Genomic DNA, 19,109 nt, shown 5'->3' on the forward strand with positions numbered 1-19,109 from the left:
TTTTGATATGGAATGAGATTTCATATCAAAATGCTAAAATAAAACTAAATTTAATCACACTTAAGGAAAAAATATGCGAGTTGATTTACATAATCACACCACTTACTGCAATCATGCAAATGGGAGTATGGAATCTTATATGCAAAAGGCAAGTAGTCTTGGTATAGATATTTTTGGATTTTCATGCCATGCCCCGATGAGATTTGATGAGAAATATCGCATTAGTTTTGCGGATTTACCAAACTATCTTGCACAGATTCCAAAGTCTTATAACTCTATGGAGGTTTTATGTGCGTTAGAAGTAGATTATATACTCGGTAGGGAAGATTTATTAGATAAGTCTGTGTTAGATTCTGATGTGGATTACTTGATAGGTTCGGTGCATTTCTTAGATGATTGGGGCTTTGATAACCCAGAATTTATAGGTAAATGGCAAAAAATGGGCGTATTTGCCACTTGGGATAAATATCTCTCATCACTGCAAGGCATGGCAAAAACGGGATATTTTCAAATAGCAGGACATTTTGATTTACCAAAGCTATTTGGTGATGTTATGCCGCAGAATCTCTATGCAAAAATGAAAGAAACACTACATATTATGAAAGATATGGATATGGTGCTAGAGATAAATGCAGCAGGTTTGAGAAAAGATATAAAAGAGCAATATCCCTCAAGAGAGATTCTAAAAAAAGTAAAGGAAATAGGACTTGATATAACGATGGGAAGCGATGCACACGATACTTGTCAAGTAGGCTTTGGTTATGAAGAATGTTTAAAGATTTTAAAAGATATTGGCTTTAACAAACTTGCAATTTTTCGTAAAAAACAGAAGTTTTTGGTTGATTTAGATTAATAAAAAATATCACTTGAAGTCTGCTATAATTCACTAAAAACAAGGCTATATAATGGAGAAAATTTCACTATTAAATAACGAACAAACAGAACGCATAATCGCTGGTGATAAGAAGACAATAGATTCTCAAAATGAAAATACCCTGCGACCTATATCATGGGAAAACTATATAGGACAAGACAAGATTAAGAAAAATTTGCAGGTATTTATTGAAGCAAGCAAGAAGCGCAATGAATGTTTAGACCATATTCTATTCTTTGGACCGCCAGGGCTTGGCAAAACTACGATTAGCCACATTATCGCACATGAAATGGGGGCAAATATTAAAGTCAGTGCAGCCCCCATGATAGAAAAAGCGGGGGATTTAGCAGCGATTATGACAAATCTTAGTCATGGCGATATTTTATTTATCGATGAGATTCACAGGCTAAGCCCTGCTATTGAAGAGATTTTATATCCAGCTATGGAAGATTTTCGCCTCGATATTATCATAGGACAAGGGGCGGCAGCTCAAACTATAAAGATTGATTTAGCCCCATTTACTTTAATCGGTGCGACAACAAGGGCTGGTATGCTATCAAACCCCTTGCGAGATAGGTTTGGAATCAGTGCGAAACTAGAATTTTACAATGAAGATGAGTTAGCCCTAATCATCACAAAAGCAAGCCTTAAACTAAACACAAAGATTAATGAAATGAGTGCAAAAGAGATTGCAAAACGATCGCGTGGCACACCGCGTATTGCCCTGCGACTACTAAAAAGGGTAAGGGACTTTGCTGAAGTGCAGGATAAAAATATGATTGATGAAGTCATCGCAAAACACGCATTAAATGAACTAGGCGTAAATGAGCTAGGCTTTGATGAGATGGATTTGGGCTATTTGAAGATTCTATCACAGGCAAATGGCAGACCTATTGGCTTAAATACAATTGCAGCAGCAATGAGTGAAGATGAGGGGACAATAGAAGATGTGATTGAGCCATACTTGCTTGCAAATGGCTATATCGAACGCACTGCAAAAGGCAGAATCGCCACGCCTAAAACCTATACACTTTTTCCACATTATGCTAAAAATGATGGTTTAAGTTTATTTTAACAGGGGGAATTGCTTTTGTTAATGTTAAAATCGGTGTTGTATGCAATACTTGAATAATACAACACTTTTCAAGCTTCAAACACCCTAAACACCGATACTCTAAACACTAAGCAAAAAGCCCTTTTTACTTTTTGTGTATCCTTTTTTAAAATACATTCAAAAACACACATAAGATATAAACAAAAAATCATGTGGAAGTAAGAAAAAGGAATTATAACATATAAGCATATTATTAAAGTAGCTTGTTATAAAACCCTTAATTTAAGGCTTTTGTGTGTTGGTGTGTTTATGTGTGTTAGAGAGAGTTGTTTTATGAGTGTTAAAAAATTTAAGTATTAAGCATTGATTAAAATCTAAAAAGACAATATGGGGAGTTGTGTCAAGAAGCATTTTAGGGAGTGAAAAATGTTATAGGCTTTTTAGATTCTAATTGTCTTTTTGTGGGGTTTGGTGTTTAGGATTGTGGGGAAATTGGAATCTTATATTTGCTTTATAGTTTAGAATCTTGATTCTGTGTGTTGTCTTTTTGCGGGTTTGGACTGGTACTTCGCACAAGTGGCACTTTCAAAGAGAGTTGCTTCTCGTGCTTCATCATTTATATCCAACAAACTTACTGCATAAGAATCTACACGACCCTTGAATTATTAAAAAATACTTCTGCAATGGGTGTTTTAGATTGTTGAGATTCTAGTTTCAATTATGCGTTATCTTTAATGTTTAATTCTCTAAAATCTTTTATTATGGGATTTTTTGGATTCTACGCCTTATTTTAGTCTATTGGATTTAGGCATTTGTCATGTTAGATTTAGTTTGTGTGAATTTTATCGGGTTTTATATATTTTTGATTTAGATCTTTTTGTATTTGCATTTTTCAAACTTTAATATTTGAGATTGATTTAAAAGACTTGGTTGTAGTGATTGTGTTGTGTAAGATTGCAAGTTGCACAAATGGTTAAATTCCAGTCTAATATCTTGCCAATTCAAACCCAAAATCAATAAAAATTTAACCTTACTTTGCTTTTTCCTTTTTCTCTTTATCCTTTAGGCTCTCGTATTTTTCACCACTTAGATATTCTAAAGCTTTACGCACGACGGTTACAACCGTGTCGATGCCACCTGCAAGGCTAAATAGCCAATATCTATGATGATATAGCCATTCTAGCTCTTTGCCCCTTTTATCATCTTCATTATTAATAGGTCGCACTAGAAGCTGTGCTATGTCTAATTCTTGATGAAAAATATAGGATTGCAAAGCATCTGTGAAGTAGTCATGAAACACCCTTGAGTTAAAAATATCTTTAATCTCATCTATAGAATCTATTAATTTATCCATTGTTTTGTAGTTAAATTTTTCTAGCTCATTCTTGCGATTTAGCTCTTCTATCTCTTGTAAAAACTCGACTAATTCTAAGAATACACTCTCAACTTTTTCTTGTTGTAACTCGCCATAATCAATCCAATTTTGACAAATCTCAATGGCTTTTTCCATATTCTTTTTTGCATGTGCTTTACTCGGGGCTTTAAGCTTTAGTGGCTTTTTCTTTACCTTTGGCACCAAAGCACAAGCTTCTTTAAAAGGCATTTCAATCGTCCCTCTTATCCTTGCTCCACCTTCAGTCGCATTAATCACTTCTATTTTATAAGGTGTATTTGCTATGTCTTTTTCATAGAAGTTTAAAAAGAGTTTCCACACTTCCGTAGTCTCTACTACACCACCACCGCCATATTTTTCCACATAGATTTTATCTTTTTTGGGTTTAATCTCATTTTCACCATATACCGCACCTTTAGAATGGCTTGAGCCATCTTCACCAAAGGCTAAATCCTGCCCTATGATAATGCAGCGTTTAAACTGCGAATGCACGACTAATTCATATGCCATATTTGCCGCACTCATGCCAATGCCAAGATAGCCATATTCATAGAAATTAAAAAGCGTTGTATAGCCAAATGGGCGGAAGCTAAACTGCTTTGTGCCTTTTTGTATCGCATGTATAGTGTCCTCATGCACGATTGAAGTAAGGGAGAAAATCACATCTTCTTGTGCCTCCATAGGTGTATCTGTGTAGAATTTCGCACTCTCTTTCACTCTCTCTAAAGAGAACACAATATCTGGCTTTATGCCATGCTTTGTAAGCACGGGAAAACTCGCATCAATGCAAAAAAGTGTCGCATAAGGAGCGATTTCTTTCAATGTATCAAGCTGCTTATAAAGGCTTGGTCCTGTGGATACAATGATGGCTGTATCTCTGCCTTTAAGCTTACTATGGATTTCTACAAGACTTGGGGCATAGAGTGAATATTTCATATTTTCAATATGCTGTTTTATCCCAACGATAGCATCTTTTGTATCATTGCCTACACTTATTACACCATGCTCAATAGCGGCTACAAAGTCCTTATTAATCCTTAGAATCTCTTCGCTATATTTTTCATAATAGCCATTTGGTAGCAACAAATCATAGACTTTAGAATACACTTTAGAGAATTTATCCATATCAAAAAGGGAGTTAATCATATTGAAATTACATTGTGGAGAATGAAGTAAAATCAGTCGATTACTTAGAATCTCTTCACTAAAATCAATGAGATTTAGCACAATATAAATAATCTCTAATTCTGGCTCAATCACTACAATGCGTTTTAGAATCTCGCTGCCAAGCATCATGCGATATAAGATTCCATTCCCTAAACCATAGGCGTATAAATAGGGATAATAGCGATATATTTCATAGCTTTTTAGCACCTCTAGATTCTCTTGCAAGGGATCGCCTTTATAAAGCGGGATATTATTTTGCAATTCAACAATATTAAAGTTCGCACTATCATTTCCCATAAAGACTTCATATTGCGTATTTGTTTCTATTTTTAAGAGATTGTAGAAAAGAAGCGGATCTCGTATGCTTAATGCGTGCAGGTTTCTCTCATAAATGGAGTTTTCATTAATCTGTGTTTGTGCTTTTTGTGACTCTGAATCTTGCATGATTGTGCTAAGCGGCTTACATACTGCTTCTTGTAATTCAGTTTCTTTTATTTCACTTTTTTGTGATTTAGCTTTTTGTGTTTTAGCCACTCTTAACTCACTTTTTTGTGTTTTGTTTGTTTTTAACCCACCTTTTTTTGACTCGCTCGTTTTTACTTCGCTATTTTGTGCTTTGGTCGTTTTTAGCTCATTTGTCCGCACCTTAGCGTTTTGTGTTGTCTTGCTTTGCACTTCTTTTTTTGTGTTTTTTTGTGTGTCTTTTGTTTGCCCTTTTTTTGCCATCTCTTCCTCATTGCATGATTTTATGATAAAACAATATGATATTATAATATATTTTTGTAGATTATCAAATATAGGCTTTTAGTGATATTGCTTATATATCCTTATCTCATTTGAGCTTTTTGTTATTCAAACATAAATCTAGTTTATATCCCGTCCTTTAAATACACAGAATCTATATATAAGATTCCATATCCTTATTTTTACTTCTACTCAAAATATCGCATAATTGTATAGCCACCATCTTTCAAATATTTATCCTTTTGCATAAGCTTTAAATCGCTTTGCATCATATCAGCAACAAGCATTGATAAATCATATTTTGGACTCCAACCCAGAATCTTTTGTGCCTTGCTTGGATCACCTAATAATAAATCCACTTCAGTAGGTCTAAAATAGCGAGAATCAACTGCTACGACTTCCTTACCAATAGGCAGCTTATAATCACCATATGATTTTTTACCTATTTAATTTTGGTAAAAAATATGTAAAAATGATTAATGTGTTTGTCGTGCGAATGAAATGTAACAAAAAACAAAGATTGCTTGATTTGTTTTTTTTTTTTTGTAGAATGGCACATGCAACTAAATTAGTTTTGGTTACTATTTTAAATTCTAAGGGGAAAAATATGTTTTTAGGGCTGCTAAATCAAGAGGAAAAATTGGCGTTTTTAGAAATCGCACATCACTTCGCGTGGAGTAATAATAACTTTTCAAACGCACAAAAAGAGATTATTGCTGCATATTGTTTGGAAATGCAAGTGAGTGATATTTCATATAATGAAAGTGAGTTTAGTCTCAAAAATACTTTGGCAAAGTTTAAGGATAAAACACATCAAAAGATTGTTTTGCTAGAGACTATGGCGTTGGCAATGGCAGACAACATCACAACTTTAGAAGCCCTGCATAAAGGCGAAAAGGAAGTGTTAGAGACAATGATTAAGGAGTTTGGCTTGAGTAATGAATTGGCTGTGGTGTATGCAGATTGGACAAAGGCTATGCTAATTCTTACCGATCAGGGTAAAAATCTTATCAGCCTTTAGGTAGAAATTAGGCAGAAAATGGACTTTCCTTGCACAAAATGTGGTGCGTGTTGCAAAAACATTAGTGGCATTAAAGAGCTAGAATCTTACGATTTAGGCAATGGCGTATGCAAGCACTTAGACACGCAAAGCAATGAATGCAAAATCTATGCAAATCGCCCTGTGATATGCAGAATAGAAGCGATGTATAAAAAGGTCTATTTGAGAAAATATAGCAAAGAGGAGTTTTACGCACTCAATATAGAATCTTGCAAGGTTTTGCAAGAAAAAGAGGGTGTGGATAGGGCATTTAGGTTGTAGATTCTATAAACTAGAATCTATCTTAATATTTATATTCTAAAATTTTAAGGAGGCAATATGCCATTACCATTAATACCGGTTTTACTTGGAGGAGCAGCATTGGTAACCGCTGCATTTGGAGCTAAAAAGGGCTATGATGCGTATGAGGATACAAAGACAGCTGATTATTGGCACAATCGGGCAAAAGAATTATATAATGAGACAGAAGCTGATCTAAATGAAGCAAAAAAGGCAGCACAAGAAAGTTTTGAATATTTGGGGAAATTACAGGCGGATATTGTCGAAAACGAATTGGTAAGATACGCAGATATTATAGATAAACTTGATGTAAAAAATAATGTGGATTTTACAAGTATTGTAGGAAAAGAAACAATGGATAAACTAGTGGGGGTAAGACAATCCATTGTAACATTAGAAACAACATTAGGTGCTGTTGCTGGAAGTGCTGCGGCTGGGGCTTTGGCTGGATTTGGTGCATTTGGTGGGGCTGGGTTATTAGCAACTGCTTCAACGGGGACTGCTATTAGTGCTCTAAGTGGTGTGGCTGCTACAAATGCAACCTTAGCATGGTTTGGTGGTGGTTCTTTGGCTGCTGGTGGGTTAGGAATGGCTGGAGGGACTTTGGTGCTTGGCGGCATCGTGATTGCGCCTGTTATTGCTGTAGCAGCTTCTGTATTTGCTGCAAGTGCTGAAAAGAAAAAGTATGATGCTTATGCATACTACGATAGTGTGGAAGCATTATGCGAGGCTATGAAAGGCGAGGCTTTAACATATAAAGAGATACTTGCTAAAAGTCGTGAGAAAATAAGAATCTTGGGAACAAATAGGCAAGAATTACAAAAATTGCTTACAGAAGTCGAGAGTATTATGCGAAGTAAAGGTATAGGCACTTTTTTGGGTAAAATAAAGAAGTTTTTCCATAAAATTGGCATTATAAAACAAGATAGCACAGCGGTAAGAAATTGGAGTGAAACAGAACAAACCACACTAAAAACCTTAATGCAACTTGCAGAAGTGGTCGTTACAACAATCAATGCCCCAATAATGAATGATGAAGATGAATTAACTATGCAGTTAATCTCACATCAAGAACAATGCAGAGAACTTATGAGTGAGATTCAAGAAAGATGGGGAGAATCATAAATTCATATCTAACCACCGAAAAACTAATATAAAACACGCAAAGTCTTTTGCGTTGCGATAAGGATTAATATGGCACAAAAAGCACTTTATGAAGAAGTAATTGAAGAAATTGGCACACAAACTTTAGCACGCTTTGGATTAAATATCTTTAGTTTAAATACCTATGCAGCATATGGGGCAAGTGTGCAGATGACACTTGATGCAAACAAGGCGTATAATCAACACAGAAATAATCCAGCATATTTTGGACAAACCTTTGAGGAGCTTGATATAGGCAATCAAAATATAAAAGATTCTCTAGCCAATAATGGTAATAAAACATATACAACGGACACTTTAGCAGACATTAAAAATGTGCGTGAAATACTTGATAGTGGTAAAAAATTAGAGAATCTAAACGAGAAAGATAGAACAAAAGTAGAACATATTTTAACTTATTATGGCGATGAAGTAAAAAATATGGATTTTAACAAAATTGGAGATTTTGCAACAAAAAATCATAATACAGCAGATACGATAACTCTCGATAAACATGGTAATGTGATAAAAACCGCACAACTTAAGGTTATTAGAAATACAGAGGGATTGCTTAAAGATAGATATCTAAAAGGCGATAATGCAGTAGATGAACTTAAAGTGCCTTTTGATGAATACAAAGAACATAAGGAAAATTTGGAGAAAATGATCGCAAATGGGAAACAAAATCCAAATGATGAAAAAGCAGTTGCAAAGGCAGAAAAGGCAAAAATCGCTCTAGAAAAACTTAATGCGAGTAATACTTGCAATCGCCTTATGGCTGAAAACCCACGCACAACCGCCGTGATAACTCAAAGTATGGTAGCAAGCGGACATATAGCCCAAGCGGGCTTTAGTGATGCGATCGTGGTTACCCTATCAACACTTGCAAACGGAATCATCTGGGAAGTAAAAGATATGTTTAGCGGTAAGGTAGATTCTGAAACTTCTATTATGACTAGAATCAAGCGGTTATTGCAAAAGGTAAAAGAAGCCTTTCAAAGTAATTTTGCAAGGGGTGCTGGATTTGGTGCGATTGATGTAGTGGTTGGGATTGTGGGGCAGATTTTTAAGAGTATAGCTGGAAGTTTAAGGCAGCTTTGGTCTAGCTTGCGAACTTCTGCAAAGTCTATTTATAATGGAATCTATTCTTATGTAAAAGGGGATATTAAAGACTTTAGAACGCTTACAAAAACCATTTTAAAATCTCTTTTTTCAGCGGCTTGGGTTGTTGGGGCAGTGGGTTTAGAAAGGCAAATAGAAAGTGCATTGTTGGGTATAATGCCTCCACTTGCCCCTTTTATTGCCCCAGTGCTTGCCATTGTTGCAGCGGCATTTGCAGTTGTCGTTACAAGTAGAAGCATAGATATGGCAGTAGATGCTCTCTTTGGTGTGTATGCTGCAAGAGATAAAGCAAAGCTAAGGGCAGAGGAGATAGCAAATTTAGTCGCAGAAAAATTGCCTGTATTGATAGAAAATCGAGAAAAGCTAGAGCAGCTTATTGAAGAAACACACCATCAAAGATTAATGGTTATAGATTCTTCTTTTAGAGACTATCAACTTGCTTATGCAAATAATGATGATAGCGAAATTTACAATGCTTTAAATGGTATTTGTAGTCTCTATGGCGAAACATTAAGCATAAAGGATATGAATGATGTCAAACAAATTTTAGAAAAGCCAAATAGAACAGGGAAATTGCAGTGGTAAGATTTTATCTAGCTTTATTGTTAATTTTAGAATCTTTAGGATTTTTGTGTTTAATGTGATTGGGTATTTACTAAACTTTGAACTATAAATTAAGATGTTATTAAATATAAAAAAATTGATAGAATCTGGGCAGTAAATTCCATGAACTTGCGTGTTTAAGGGACTTCATAATATAGAATGTGGCAATTTTTTTAATGTTACTAAAAATCCTTAGATTTATTTGTTTTTAACCCACCTTTTTTTGACTCGCTTGTTTTTATTTCGCTGTTTTGTGCTTTGGTCGTTTTTAGCTCATTTGTCCGCACCTTAGCGTTTTGTGTTGTCTTGCTTTGCACTTCTTTTTTTGTGCTTTTTTGTGTGTCTTGTGTGTTTTTTGTTTGCCCTTTTTTTGCCATCTCTTCCTCATTGCATGATTTTATGATAAAACAAGATGATATTATAATATATTTTTGTAGATTATCAAATATAGGCTTTTAATGATAGCTTATGCACTCTTATCCCATTTTGACTTTTTGTCGTTTCAAACATGGAATCTAGTTTATATTTTGTTCTTTAAGCATATAGAATCTATATATTAGATTCTATAATCTCTACTCAAAATATCGCATAATTGTATAGCCACCATCTTTTAAATATTTATCCTTTTGCATCAGCTTTAAATCGCTTTGCATCATATCAGCAACAAGCATTGATAAATCATATTTTGGACTCCAACCTAGAATCTTTTGTGCCTTGCTTGGATCACCTAATAATAAATCCACTTCAGTAGGTCTAAAATAGCGAGAATCAACCGCTACGACTTCCTTACCAATAGGCAGCTTATAATCACCACTACATTTTGCTACAATACCCACTTCATCTACACCACTACCCTTAAACTCAATATCTATGCCAAGTTCTTTAAAGCTTAATCTCACAAAATCTCTTACTTCTGTGGTAACACCTGTTGCGATGACAAAATCTTGTGCCTTGTCTTGTTGCAAGATAAGATACATCGCCTCTACATAATCCTTTGCATGTCCCCAATCTCTTTTTGCAGAAAGATTCCCTAAATAGAGTTTATCTTGCAGTCCAAGTGCGATTTTACTCACACCGCGTGTGATTTTACGCGTTACAAATGTCTCACCGCGAATAGGACTTTCATGATTAAATAAGATCCCATTACTAGCAAAAATATTATATGCCTCCCTATAATTGATCGTAATCCAATAAGCATAGAGTTTCGCACAGGCATAAGGTGAGCGTGGATAAAATGGCGTATTTTCATTTTGTGGGACTGCTTGGACTAAGCCATACAGCTCACTTGTAGAGGCTTGATAAATCTTTGTTTTATTTTCCATACCTAAGATTCTAATCGCCTCTAAAAGTCTAAGCGTACCTATACCATCGGCATTTGCGGTATATTCTGGTGTCTCAAAACTAACAGCTACATGACTCATTGCAGCAAGATTATACACCTCATCTGGCTTTACAAGCTGCATAATGCGTATAAGATTTGTAGAATCTGTCAAATCCCCATAATGCAGGTGAAATCTCACATTTTCTGCGTGAATATCTTGATATATGTGATCGATTCTATCGGTGTTAAAAAGCGAACTTCTACGCTTTATGCCATGCACTTCATAGCCTTTATTGAGCAAAAACTCTGCTAAATATGCCCCATCTTGCCCCGTTATACCCGTGATTAATGCGACTTTTGCCATATAGATTCCTTTAACTTTGAATAAAGCCTTGATTATATCGTAAAAAGATTGTGTTGAATAGCTATTTAAACGATTTCATCTAAAAGTCCCATATAAAACTTTATTAAGATTCTCACTTTGCGTATAAACTCATACCTTTAAAACTACATGCCAAAAAATGCAAGAGGCTGACACTCTACTGCGAATACACGCACATCTTTAAACTCTTCTTTAATAAGACTTGCAAGCATACCCGCAGCAGTGTCATTTAAGTAAAGCTTAATAATAGCATAGTTTTGCCGCCCACTTACTTGCTCTTCATCGCTTAAAAGCATATTTTTTGCCGCATACTTCTTTGCCTCAATGAAAAAGAAATCATCATAGCCATTTGCAAGTAGCAAATCAATAACATTATCCTTTATCTCAAAACGCATATAAACATCAAGCATTATCATTTTATTTTCCCTTTATTGTAGTCGTATCGTATTTTAACAAGATTCTAACATTTTAGAATCTGTACTTTTTACAAATCTGCTACAAAAAAAGTTTGCATAAAAGCTAACAACCCACAATCGTAATTTCTAGATTATAACTTCTTGCCTTATCTTCGCCAAAAAAGACTGGGCTTTATCTTTCAAATCGTTCCCAAAAACTCTATTCCTTCATAGAAGCGATCTGTTCTTTTGTGATAAGTGAAATATTTGCCTCTTTATTATATTTAGATTCTTTAGTGTCAGCCAAAATGCGTTGCAAGGCGGTTTTATCCAATCCTGTTGTATCGATATAAATACCCTCAAACTTCTCTTTATTTACAGCGACAAAAAATTGTGAATCTTTTTTAGCAATCACGACATTATGATTTTTACTTTGACTCATAATGTCAATTTTTACATTGACTTCTACTTTTGGCTGATTTGTTAAAATAAGAAACTTTTTGACATAGTTTTTTTGATGGCTTGTGTAGTATTTATACATAGCCTGTTCGTTTGCTGCGGTAATTTTTCCTTTATCAAGCTTTTTAATCGTTTGTCCTAAGAATGTCATCATGCAATAAGGCTCATTAATGTCATGCTTGAAAAATACATTGCGTATAGAGACTGACTTCATGCCAAGTTCCCATATTTGATTATCAAGCTGTGTGGCGGTAACATTCAATGCTTCTTCTGTTTTTTCTCTTAGCATATTGATAGTTTTTCTAAACACGGCTTCAAATATCTTTAGATTTTTCTCTGCAAAGCTTTTGCATAGCCCCTCTAGATTCTCATGTGCTTTTGTAAGCGTTTTTGTCTCTTCATGCGCTTTATCGGAGTTTGCCCTCATTCTTGCGATTTTTTCTTTTATCTCGTTTTCATCGCCCTTTTTTGCTTCAAGTCGTTTATAAAGGATTTTTAGGTCATGTGCGGTTGTGCGGATTTTATTTTGAAGTTGCATAATGCGTTCTTTTATGCCATTTGCAGCACGCACTGCCCCTTTATAATTAAACTGATATTCAAGAAATGCTTCTTCAAAGATTCTCTCTGGATTAAGCTCATTTTTTGTAAAAAAGTTATGAGAATATTCAAGTGTGCCAAGCCTTGAGTGATACTCTGCAAACATATCAATATTGAGTTTTCTATCTGAAAAGATAAGGTGATCTAATGCCTTATTTAAGAATCTTTTGCTAATTGAAAAATTAATAAGTGGCGTTAGCGTTGATAAATCAAGCTCTTTTAAAAACTCTACACTTCTAAGCTCTGTACCAAAAAATTCCTTGATACAATCTTGCACACTGCGATTGATTTCAATCTCTGTTAATTTCAAATAGTTTGTTTGTGCGAAAATCTTTTGCACTTCTTTTGCACGCAATTCAGATTCTTTATTTTGCAACTCTTCATCAGTATTACTTTTCCAAAAGTCTATCTCTCTAATAAGCGCATCAGGCGGAAAAGATTGATATTTTGAAGCACGCGCATCGGTTACTTGAATGCCACCATCATTTGTTCTAAATTCCACATACATACCAACGGCTGGACGATTTCTGCCATCATGCCAACTATCTTTTTTTAGCTCAAAAATCTTTTTTGAAGCATTCATAATGACGCCTGAACCAGTCGTAGCGGTATAGCGCGTTATTTTTCCGTGCATCAAAACTCCTTATCAATCTAAAAATCGTAAATCATTTAAGACAAAAAATTGCTATAATTTTAACAGAAAAATTACATTTTGCAACAAGGATTTATCATAAAAAAAATCTATATATTTGTTTTCATTAGCTGTTGTGTGTTGTATTTATGGTTGGCAACTATCTTTGGTTATACTCCGCCTGATGCGGCTTTAAGCGGTGCTGCATTGACAAATAGTTTCTTTAAAATAGGTGGCTTTGGCAATAGTTTTGCAAACTTTAATCGCGGTATGTTTGGTTATCTTGCTTACATTTATTTGCCTTTGCTTTTATTGCCTATTTATAGATTCCATGATGATACAAGCTATTCTTTTCGCAAGATTCAGTTAAGCTTTGCATATTTACTGCTTTTTATCGGGCTATTACTCTTGCAATCGCTTGTATTTCACAGCGGTCAGTTTGGCAACTATTTGCAAGAGGTGCTAACGCCCTATATTGGTCTATTTGGGGTTGCGATACTTACATTTATTTGTATTAGCACTGCATTACTGCTTATTGCTGAACGCACAGCGACTTTTATTTTAGGCTATCTTGGCGGAAGTTTGCAAATGGCTTATTCTGCCACAAGTAATTTTGCAAAGAGAATGTTTCAGCAACTCAAATCAAAATATACTGATTTTAAATTAGATTCTATACAAAGGGAAAAGAGAAAGATAGTCAATCAAGAGTTAAGTGAGAAAGCCACGACGACAAAAAGTAAATATATAGATCGTGAGCCATTACTTGAGACTGCCCTTGATGAATATCCACGCACAAATACCAACAATGGTTACACAGATACAAATATGCAAAATCTAGCAAAAAATGAGAATCTAGCACATAACAAAAATAAGCACTCAAGCAACACACAAACAACAAACAAACAAGAAATACCACAAGATTCTAAAGAATTTAGCATTCAAGTAAAACCTAGCAATAACATAAATACGACACAAACACTCTCATATCAGCAATACGATGATAGCAATATCTCACCTATCACACACACACCACGCACACAAATGCGAAATAATGATGAAGAACTTTTAAAAAGATTCCAAAAAGCAAATCTCTATCCAAAGCAAAAGGACCAACAGGCATTTCATACAGACTCTCCAATGACTTTTAGACTAAAACAAGAAATGAGTGAAGCAAATCCACTTGAAAGCTTTGCAAAGACTCAATCTCCAAAAATACTACCCACAATAGATGATTGGCAAACCACAGATATGCCACCACGAGAGGTAAAGACTACAAATCTAATCAAACCAAAGACACAGGAAAGAGAGCAGCCAAAAACAGAGACTTTTAGCGTAAAAGAGGGCATTACAACACAAGATAATGCAACACCCACTACACCAAAAATCTTAGAATCTTTTAAGGAAGATAGCACAGCCCAAATACAGCCAAAAACCATCACGCAAGAATCCCCTACTATACGCATAAAAGAGCCAGAAATAAAGGATAGCACCAATACTCATTTAAACACGCCAAAGCCAGAAATAAATCCAAACCAACAGCACACCGAGCAAAAAAAAACGATAAAAATCCAAGCGATTAACACACCAAAAATAGAGCAAATGCCAACACAAGCAAACTACAAAACGCTTGACATGAGCTTCACACAGAAAGAATACAAAACTACAAATCCTAGTATTAATGAAAGCACAATAACGCTAAGTCAGCCTAATAGCACAGACTTTAACCAAACTACACAAGAGATTACAAATCTTAATCAAACACAAATTACAGAATCCAATCTCAATGTAGCACAGACTTTAGAGTCGCAACATATAGATTACACTTCACAGCAATATGATTTAAACACACAGACCTTACAACAAAACACATTAGATTCACAACCAAGTGAGCTAGTTTTACAACAAGATATATTAGAAACAAATAATCTACAAGATAGCCCTTTTATAACACCTTTAGAATCTACCCAAAACAATATAGACTATACAGAAACTACCACGATAATAATCCCGCCTTTGCTAGATTCCAATGAAGATTCTAGAAATGATTTTAGAGAGGAATTTCGGGGGGATTTTAATACACAAGATTTAATTATACAAGATTCTATAAGCAAAGATACTAGTATAAACAACTCACAGGATTCTATAATTATAGAATCTATCCCGCAAGAATCCACACATTCACTAGATTCTACAGAATCTAATCATACTTTACAAGATGATATAAGAGAAGAGATAAAAGAAATTTTTATTGAGCCATTAGAGTCGCTTGAAGCACACACACAAAGCATCTCGCAATCTAGCCAAATAGATTCTAAACAGACTGATTTTATATCAACAGAATCTAATATGCTAAACTCCAACAAATTAGACACTATTCACATAGATTCTATACCAACAGAATCCAATGTATCAAACCTTAATCAAATAGAATCTAGCTATACAGATTCCATAGATTTGCTTAAGACAAACTCTAGCATAGAATCTAAACAGGCAGAATCTATCCCACAAGATTCCATATTAATAGAAACTACTCAAATAGAATCTAATATCCAAACACAGCATACACAGGATTTTGAGATAAAAGAGATTACACAAGAGAATACAGAACATGTAGAAAATATAGAATCTAGCATTACAGATTCTAATCTCACAAAAGAGCTAAAAAATAAAGATTATTTACAACAAAGCACTATGCAGGATTTAGAGCAACATCACACAGACAGCAAAATCGCACAGGAAATAACACCAGCACAACAAAACATTACAATCAATACATACACACCACAAATGACACATTCACATTTTCCAACACACACAAACCCGACAAATTACTTCACAGGCATACCAACGCACTCTCAAGCACAACCTATGAATTATATCTTTGATAGCACGACACATACACAAACAAGCACAATAAAGCCAAATGTAGAATCTAGCACAATAGAATCTAATAACCAACAATTTCATAACACAGAATCTAATCTAGCACAACCAAATAACACACAATCTAACGAAATAGAAAACAACACAACACAACACAATCTAGCACAATCAAATAATATAGAATCTACACATACAAACCTCACCACACAACCAATAAAAATAAAACTCTACGATGATACGCAAGCAAGTCGCACAATCACACATAAAGACATAATGCAGAACAATATATCTACACAAACAAAAGACACAGCACACTCTTTTACAATCAAAGATTCATCACCGCATATAGAATCTAAAACAACACAAATCACAGAATCAAACGATCATGAAAATAGAGAAGATATGATTATAAGGCAAATCGCACAGAAAAAAGAAGAGGCAAGGCAAGAGAGCAATATGCTTATTGCAAACCACGACACAAATATAGCAAATCTCGCACAAAGCACAAATCTACCGCCATTCATACTCCCACCGCTAAAGCTACTCCAAGAGCCAATCGCCCAAGATAGCATACAAGATATTGAGCTAGATTCTAAGATTGATAAAATGCTGCAAATCTTTAACGCACACAAAATCCGCGGTGATATTATCGCCACGCTTACAGGACCGGTTGTAACGACCTTTGAGTTTCGCCCAGAAACCCATGTAAAAGTTTCAAAAATCCTAAGCCACAAAAATGATTTAGCAAGGATTCTAAAAGCAAAAAGCATTAGAATCCAAGCCCCAATACCCGGCAAAGATGTCATCGGTATCCAAATCCCAAATAGCAAGGTAGAGACGATTTATCTGCGAGAGATTTTGCATTCACAAGCCTTTTTAGATTCTAAAGACCCACTAACCATTGCTTTAGGCAAGGACATTAGCGGCACGCCAATTGTTGCAAATCTTGCAAAACTGCCCCATTTACTTGTAGCAGGGACCACAGGTAGCGGTAAGTCAGTCGGGGTAAATGCGATTATCCTTTCACTTTTATATCGCAATGACCCAGATAATCTAAAGCTTATGATGATTGACCCAAAACAAGTAGAGTTTGCCCCTTATGAAGACTTACCACACCTAATCACGCCCATCATAAACGCCCCAAATAAAGCCATAAAAGCCCTGCAAGTCGCAACGATTGAGATGGATAAGCGATATGAGCTATTCTCACAAATCAAAGTGAAAAATATCGCTTCATATAATGAAAAAGTAAGTATCAAAATGCCAAATTTTGTAATCATTATCGATGAGTTAGCAGACTTGATGATTACAGGCGGTAAGGAAGCAGAAGCCTTTATCGCAAGAATCGCACAAATGGGAAGGGCTGCTGGTATGCACTTAATCATTGCTACGCAAAGAAGTAGCGTAAATGTTATCACCGGACATATCAAGGCAAATCTACCCTCACGCATTAGCTATCGTGTCGGCAGTCGCATTGATTCTAAAGTGATATTAGATGAAATGGGTGCTGAAGACTTGCTAGGCAATGGTGATGGGCTTTTCACAACAACAAATGGGCTAATGCGCATCCATGCCCCATGGGTGAGTGAACAAGAAGTAGAGCATATCGTAGATTTTATCAAGGCACAAAGAGAGCCACAATATGATGAAAGCTTCCTTAGTGAGACAAAGCCCGGGTCAGTTTCTGGTGATAAATTTAGCGGTGATGGCAGTTTGCTTGATAAGGCAAAAGAAGTTATGATGCAAGATAATAAAACCTCTATTAGCTATCTACAAAGAAAGCTAGGCATTGGTTATAATAAATCCGCATCACTTGTAGAAGCACTAGAAAAAGAGGGCTTTCTCTCCCCACCAAACAGCAAAGGCGAGAGAAATATCTTAGTTTAAACTTGCTTGTATCTTAATTTTATTTGAATGTCAATTCTATTTCATTTTTATTTGAAGTTGAATTTAATTTCATTAGTTTCTAAATAAATTTTGAAAATAAAATGCGATATGAATTTTTAGAGTCTAGCTAGGAAAATCCATAATCGTTTGTAGCACAATCTCATATCATCGCATTTTGTAATTTTAGATTCTATGTGTTGTGTTTTTTTAGAGTGTAGAAGAAAACTTAGGGATTTTATGTTTTCAATGTGCGAATTAAGAGATTTTAGACAGAAAACTCACATTCAACATTTAATATGCCTTTAGCATAAAGTGGAGACAAGCGAGTGTTTAATTTGTTTTTTCAATTAATTGTTGTGCGATTAGCCCACGCCTTATCTTGCGTGTAAATCTTTTGCATACTTTGCGACACTCTAATAACTTAATATAAATATTGTTTATTTGCTTCCAAAGTTATATAAAATGATTAAACTTTCATCATTATTCTTAATTATGTATTGTTATTTGTTTCACACATATTCACCTACAAATATATTAAGGTGTAAAGCTTGTTATAATCTATTGCTTCTAAAGGATCAAGACTTTAAGAGTGGTTCTGTCTGTTATTTTTCACCATATATTGTAGATTATGTGCAGTTTTATGGGGCTTTTGTAGGCTTAATTAATCTTACAAATGCCCTTTATCTCAATTCTTACAACATATCAATATTGAAAATATTAGTAACACTATACTCATATTTTATTAAGTTTGTATTGAGTTTTTCACGATTCTGCATTGTGTGTAATTCTAATTTGTATCCAAATCTTAAAAGTTTGTAATTTTGTATTACTTAGTTTGCAACATATTAATGATGGCAGACCGATTATCTTTGCTAAAGACTATGGACTGAAGGGCTTTTGCACCATTATGGGCGGAAAGATTGATAATATTTATGAAATAATGGAATTACTAGATATGGAAAAATTCTAAAAATTACAAAATCTACCACTATATATTAATATAGAAAATTTCAATATTCTTAATAAAATGTAAAGTAATCATTACATTTTATGTAGTTTTTTACTTAAAGTAACGATAATTTAAGAATTTTGTATTATTTTTGTTTTTTTTTTTT

13 protein-coding genes and 1 pseudogene are annotated in these 19,109 nt (G+C 34.7%); 8 read left to right on the top strand and 6 right to left on the bottom strand.

Going from position 1 to position 19,109, the window contains the following annotated elements; genetic code table 11:
- Window positions 1–73 precede the first annotated feature (73 nt).
- Window positions 74–853, top strand: a complete 780-nt coding sequence (locus C6H17_RS02170; protein WP_005219099.1) for a histidinol-phosphatase — start codon at window positions 74–76, stop codon at window positions 851–853.
- A gap of 52 nt (window positions 854–905) precedes the next feature.
- Window positions 906–1,949, top strand: a complete 1,044-nt coding sequence (ruvB, locus tag C6H17_RS02175; protein WP_005219098.1) for a Holliday junction branch migration DNA helicase RuvB — start codon at window positions 906–908, stop codon at window positions 1,947–1,949.
- A gap of 1,009 nt (window positions 1,950–2,958) precedes the next feature.
- Here the strand turns inward: ruvB and C6H17_RS02180 are convergent.
- Both C6H17_RS02180 and C6H17_RS02185 read right to left on the bottom strand, forming a co-directional pair.
- Window positions 2,959–4,932: a motility associated factor glycosyltransferase family protein gene (locus tag C6H17_RS02180; protein ID WP_005219096.1), complete on the bottom strand. Its 1,974-nt coding sequence runs from the start codon at window positions 4,930–4,932 to the stop codon at window positions 2,959–2,961.
- A gap of 488 nt (window positions 4,933–5,420) precedes the next feature.
- Window positions 5,421–5,657 (bottom strand): annotated as a pseudogene (locus C6H17_RS02185) (GDP-mannose 4,6-dehydratase); the annotation flags it as partial.
- Window positions 5,658–5,839: 182 nt separating this feature from the next.
- Here C6H17_RS02185 and C6H17_RS02190 point away from each other — a divergent pair.
- From C6H17_RS02190 to C6H17_RS02205, 4 genes are all read left to right on the top strand, one after another.
- On the top strand, window positions 5,840–6,253 hold the full coding sequence (locus tag C6H17_RS02190; RefSeq protein ID WP_005219087.1) for a hypothetical protein: 414 nt from the start codon (window positions 5,840–5,842) through the stop codon (window positions 6,251–6,253).
- Between the two features lie 18 nt (window positions 6,254–6,271).
- Entirely contained in the window at window positions 6,272–6,553 is a 282-nt protein-coding gene (locus tag C6H17_RS02195) for a YkgJ family cysteine cluster protein (RefSeq protein WP_005219085.1), read from the top strand.
- A gap of 57 nt (window positions 6,554–6,610) precedes the next feature.
- Window positions 6,611–7,696 (top strand): hypothetical protein, encoded by a 1,086-nt coding sequence (locus C6H17_RS02200; RefSeq protein WP_005219083.1) that lies wholly within the window; start codon window positions 6,611–6,613, stop codon window positions 7,694–7,696.
- A gap of 69 nt (window positions 7,697–7,765) precedes the next feature.
- Complete coding sequence (locus C6H17_RS02205; RefSeq protein WP_020995637.1) at window positions 7,766–9,421, top strand: hypothetical protein; 1,656 nt, start codon at window positions 7,766–7,768, stop codon at window positions 9,419–9,421.
- Between the two features lie 200 nt (window positions 9,422–9,621).
- Here the strand turns inward: C6H17_RS02205 and C6H17_RS02210 are convergent, their stop codons facing one another.
- The 4 genes from C6H17_RS02210 to C6H17_RS02225 all read right to left on the bottom strand — a co-directional run bounded on the left by C6H17_RS02210 (window position 9,622) and on the right by C6H17_RS02225 (window position 13,227).
- A complete protein-coding gene (locus tag C6H17_RS02210) occupies window positions 9,622–9,816 on the bottom strand; it encodes a hypothetical protein (RefSeq protein ID WP_005219079.1) in 195 nt (64 codons plus the stop codon).
- A gap of 195 nt (window positions 9,817–10,011) precedes the next feature.
- On the bottom strand, window positions 10,012–11,124 hold the full coding sequence (gene gmd / locus C6H17_RS02215; RefSeq protein ID WP_005219077.1) for a GDP-mannose 4,6-dehydratase: 1,113 nt from the start codon (window positions 11,122–11,124) through the stop codon (window positions 10,012–10,014).
- A gap of 143 nt (window positions 11,125–11,267) precedes the next feature.
- A complete protein-coding gene (locus C6H17_RS02220; protein ID WP_020995636.1) occupies window positions 11,268–11,558 on the bottom strand; it encodes a DUF3240 family protein in 291 nt (96 codons plus the stop codon).
- Window positions 11,559–11,757: 199 nt separating this feature from the next.
- Window positions 11,758–13,227, bottom strand: coding sequence for a hypothetical protein (locus C6H17_RS02225; protein WP_004088111.1), 1,470 nt, complete (start codon window positions 13,225–13,227; stop codon window positions 11,758–11,760).
- Between the two features lie 78 nt (window positions 13,228–13,305).
- Between C6H17_RS02225 and C6H17_RS13375 the strand changes: the two genes are divergently transcribed.
- Together C6H17_RS13375 and C6H17_RS13230 are read left to right on the top strand one after the other, a co-directional pair.
- Window positions 13,306–17,994: a DNA translocase FtsK 4TM domain-containing protein gene (locus C6H17_RS13375; protein WP_080662994.1), complete on the top strand. Its 4,689-nt coding sequence runs from the start codon at window positions 13,306–13,308 to the stop codon at window positions 17,992–17,994.
- Window positions 17,995–18,829: 835 nt separating this feature from the next.
- Window positions 18,830–18,964, top strand: a complete 135-nt coding sequence (locus C6H17_RS13230; RefSeq protein WP_263363169.1) for a hypothetical protein — start codon at window positions 18,830–18,832, stop codon at window positions 18,962–18,964.
- Window positions 18,965–19,109: the final 145 nt, after the last annotated feature.

The organism is Helicobacter rappini (assembly GCF_900198625.1).
Lineage (GTDB): Bacteria > Campylobacterota > Campylobacteria > Campylobacterales > Helicobacteraceae > Helicobacter_A > Helicobacter_A rappini.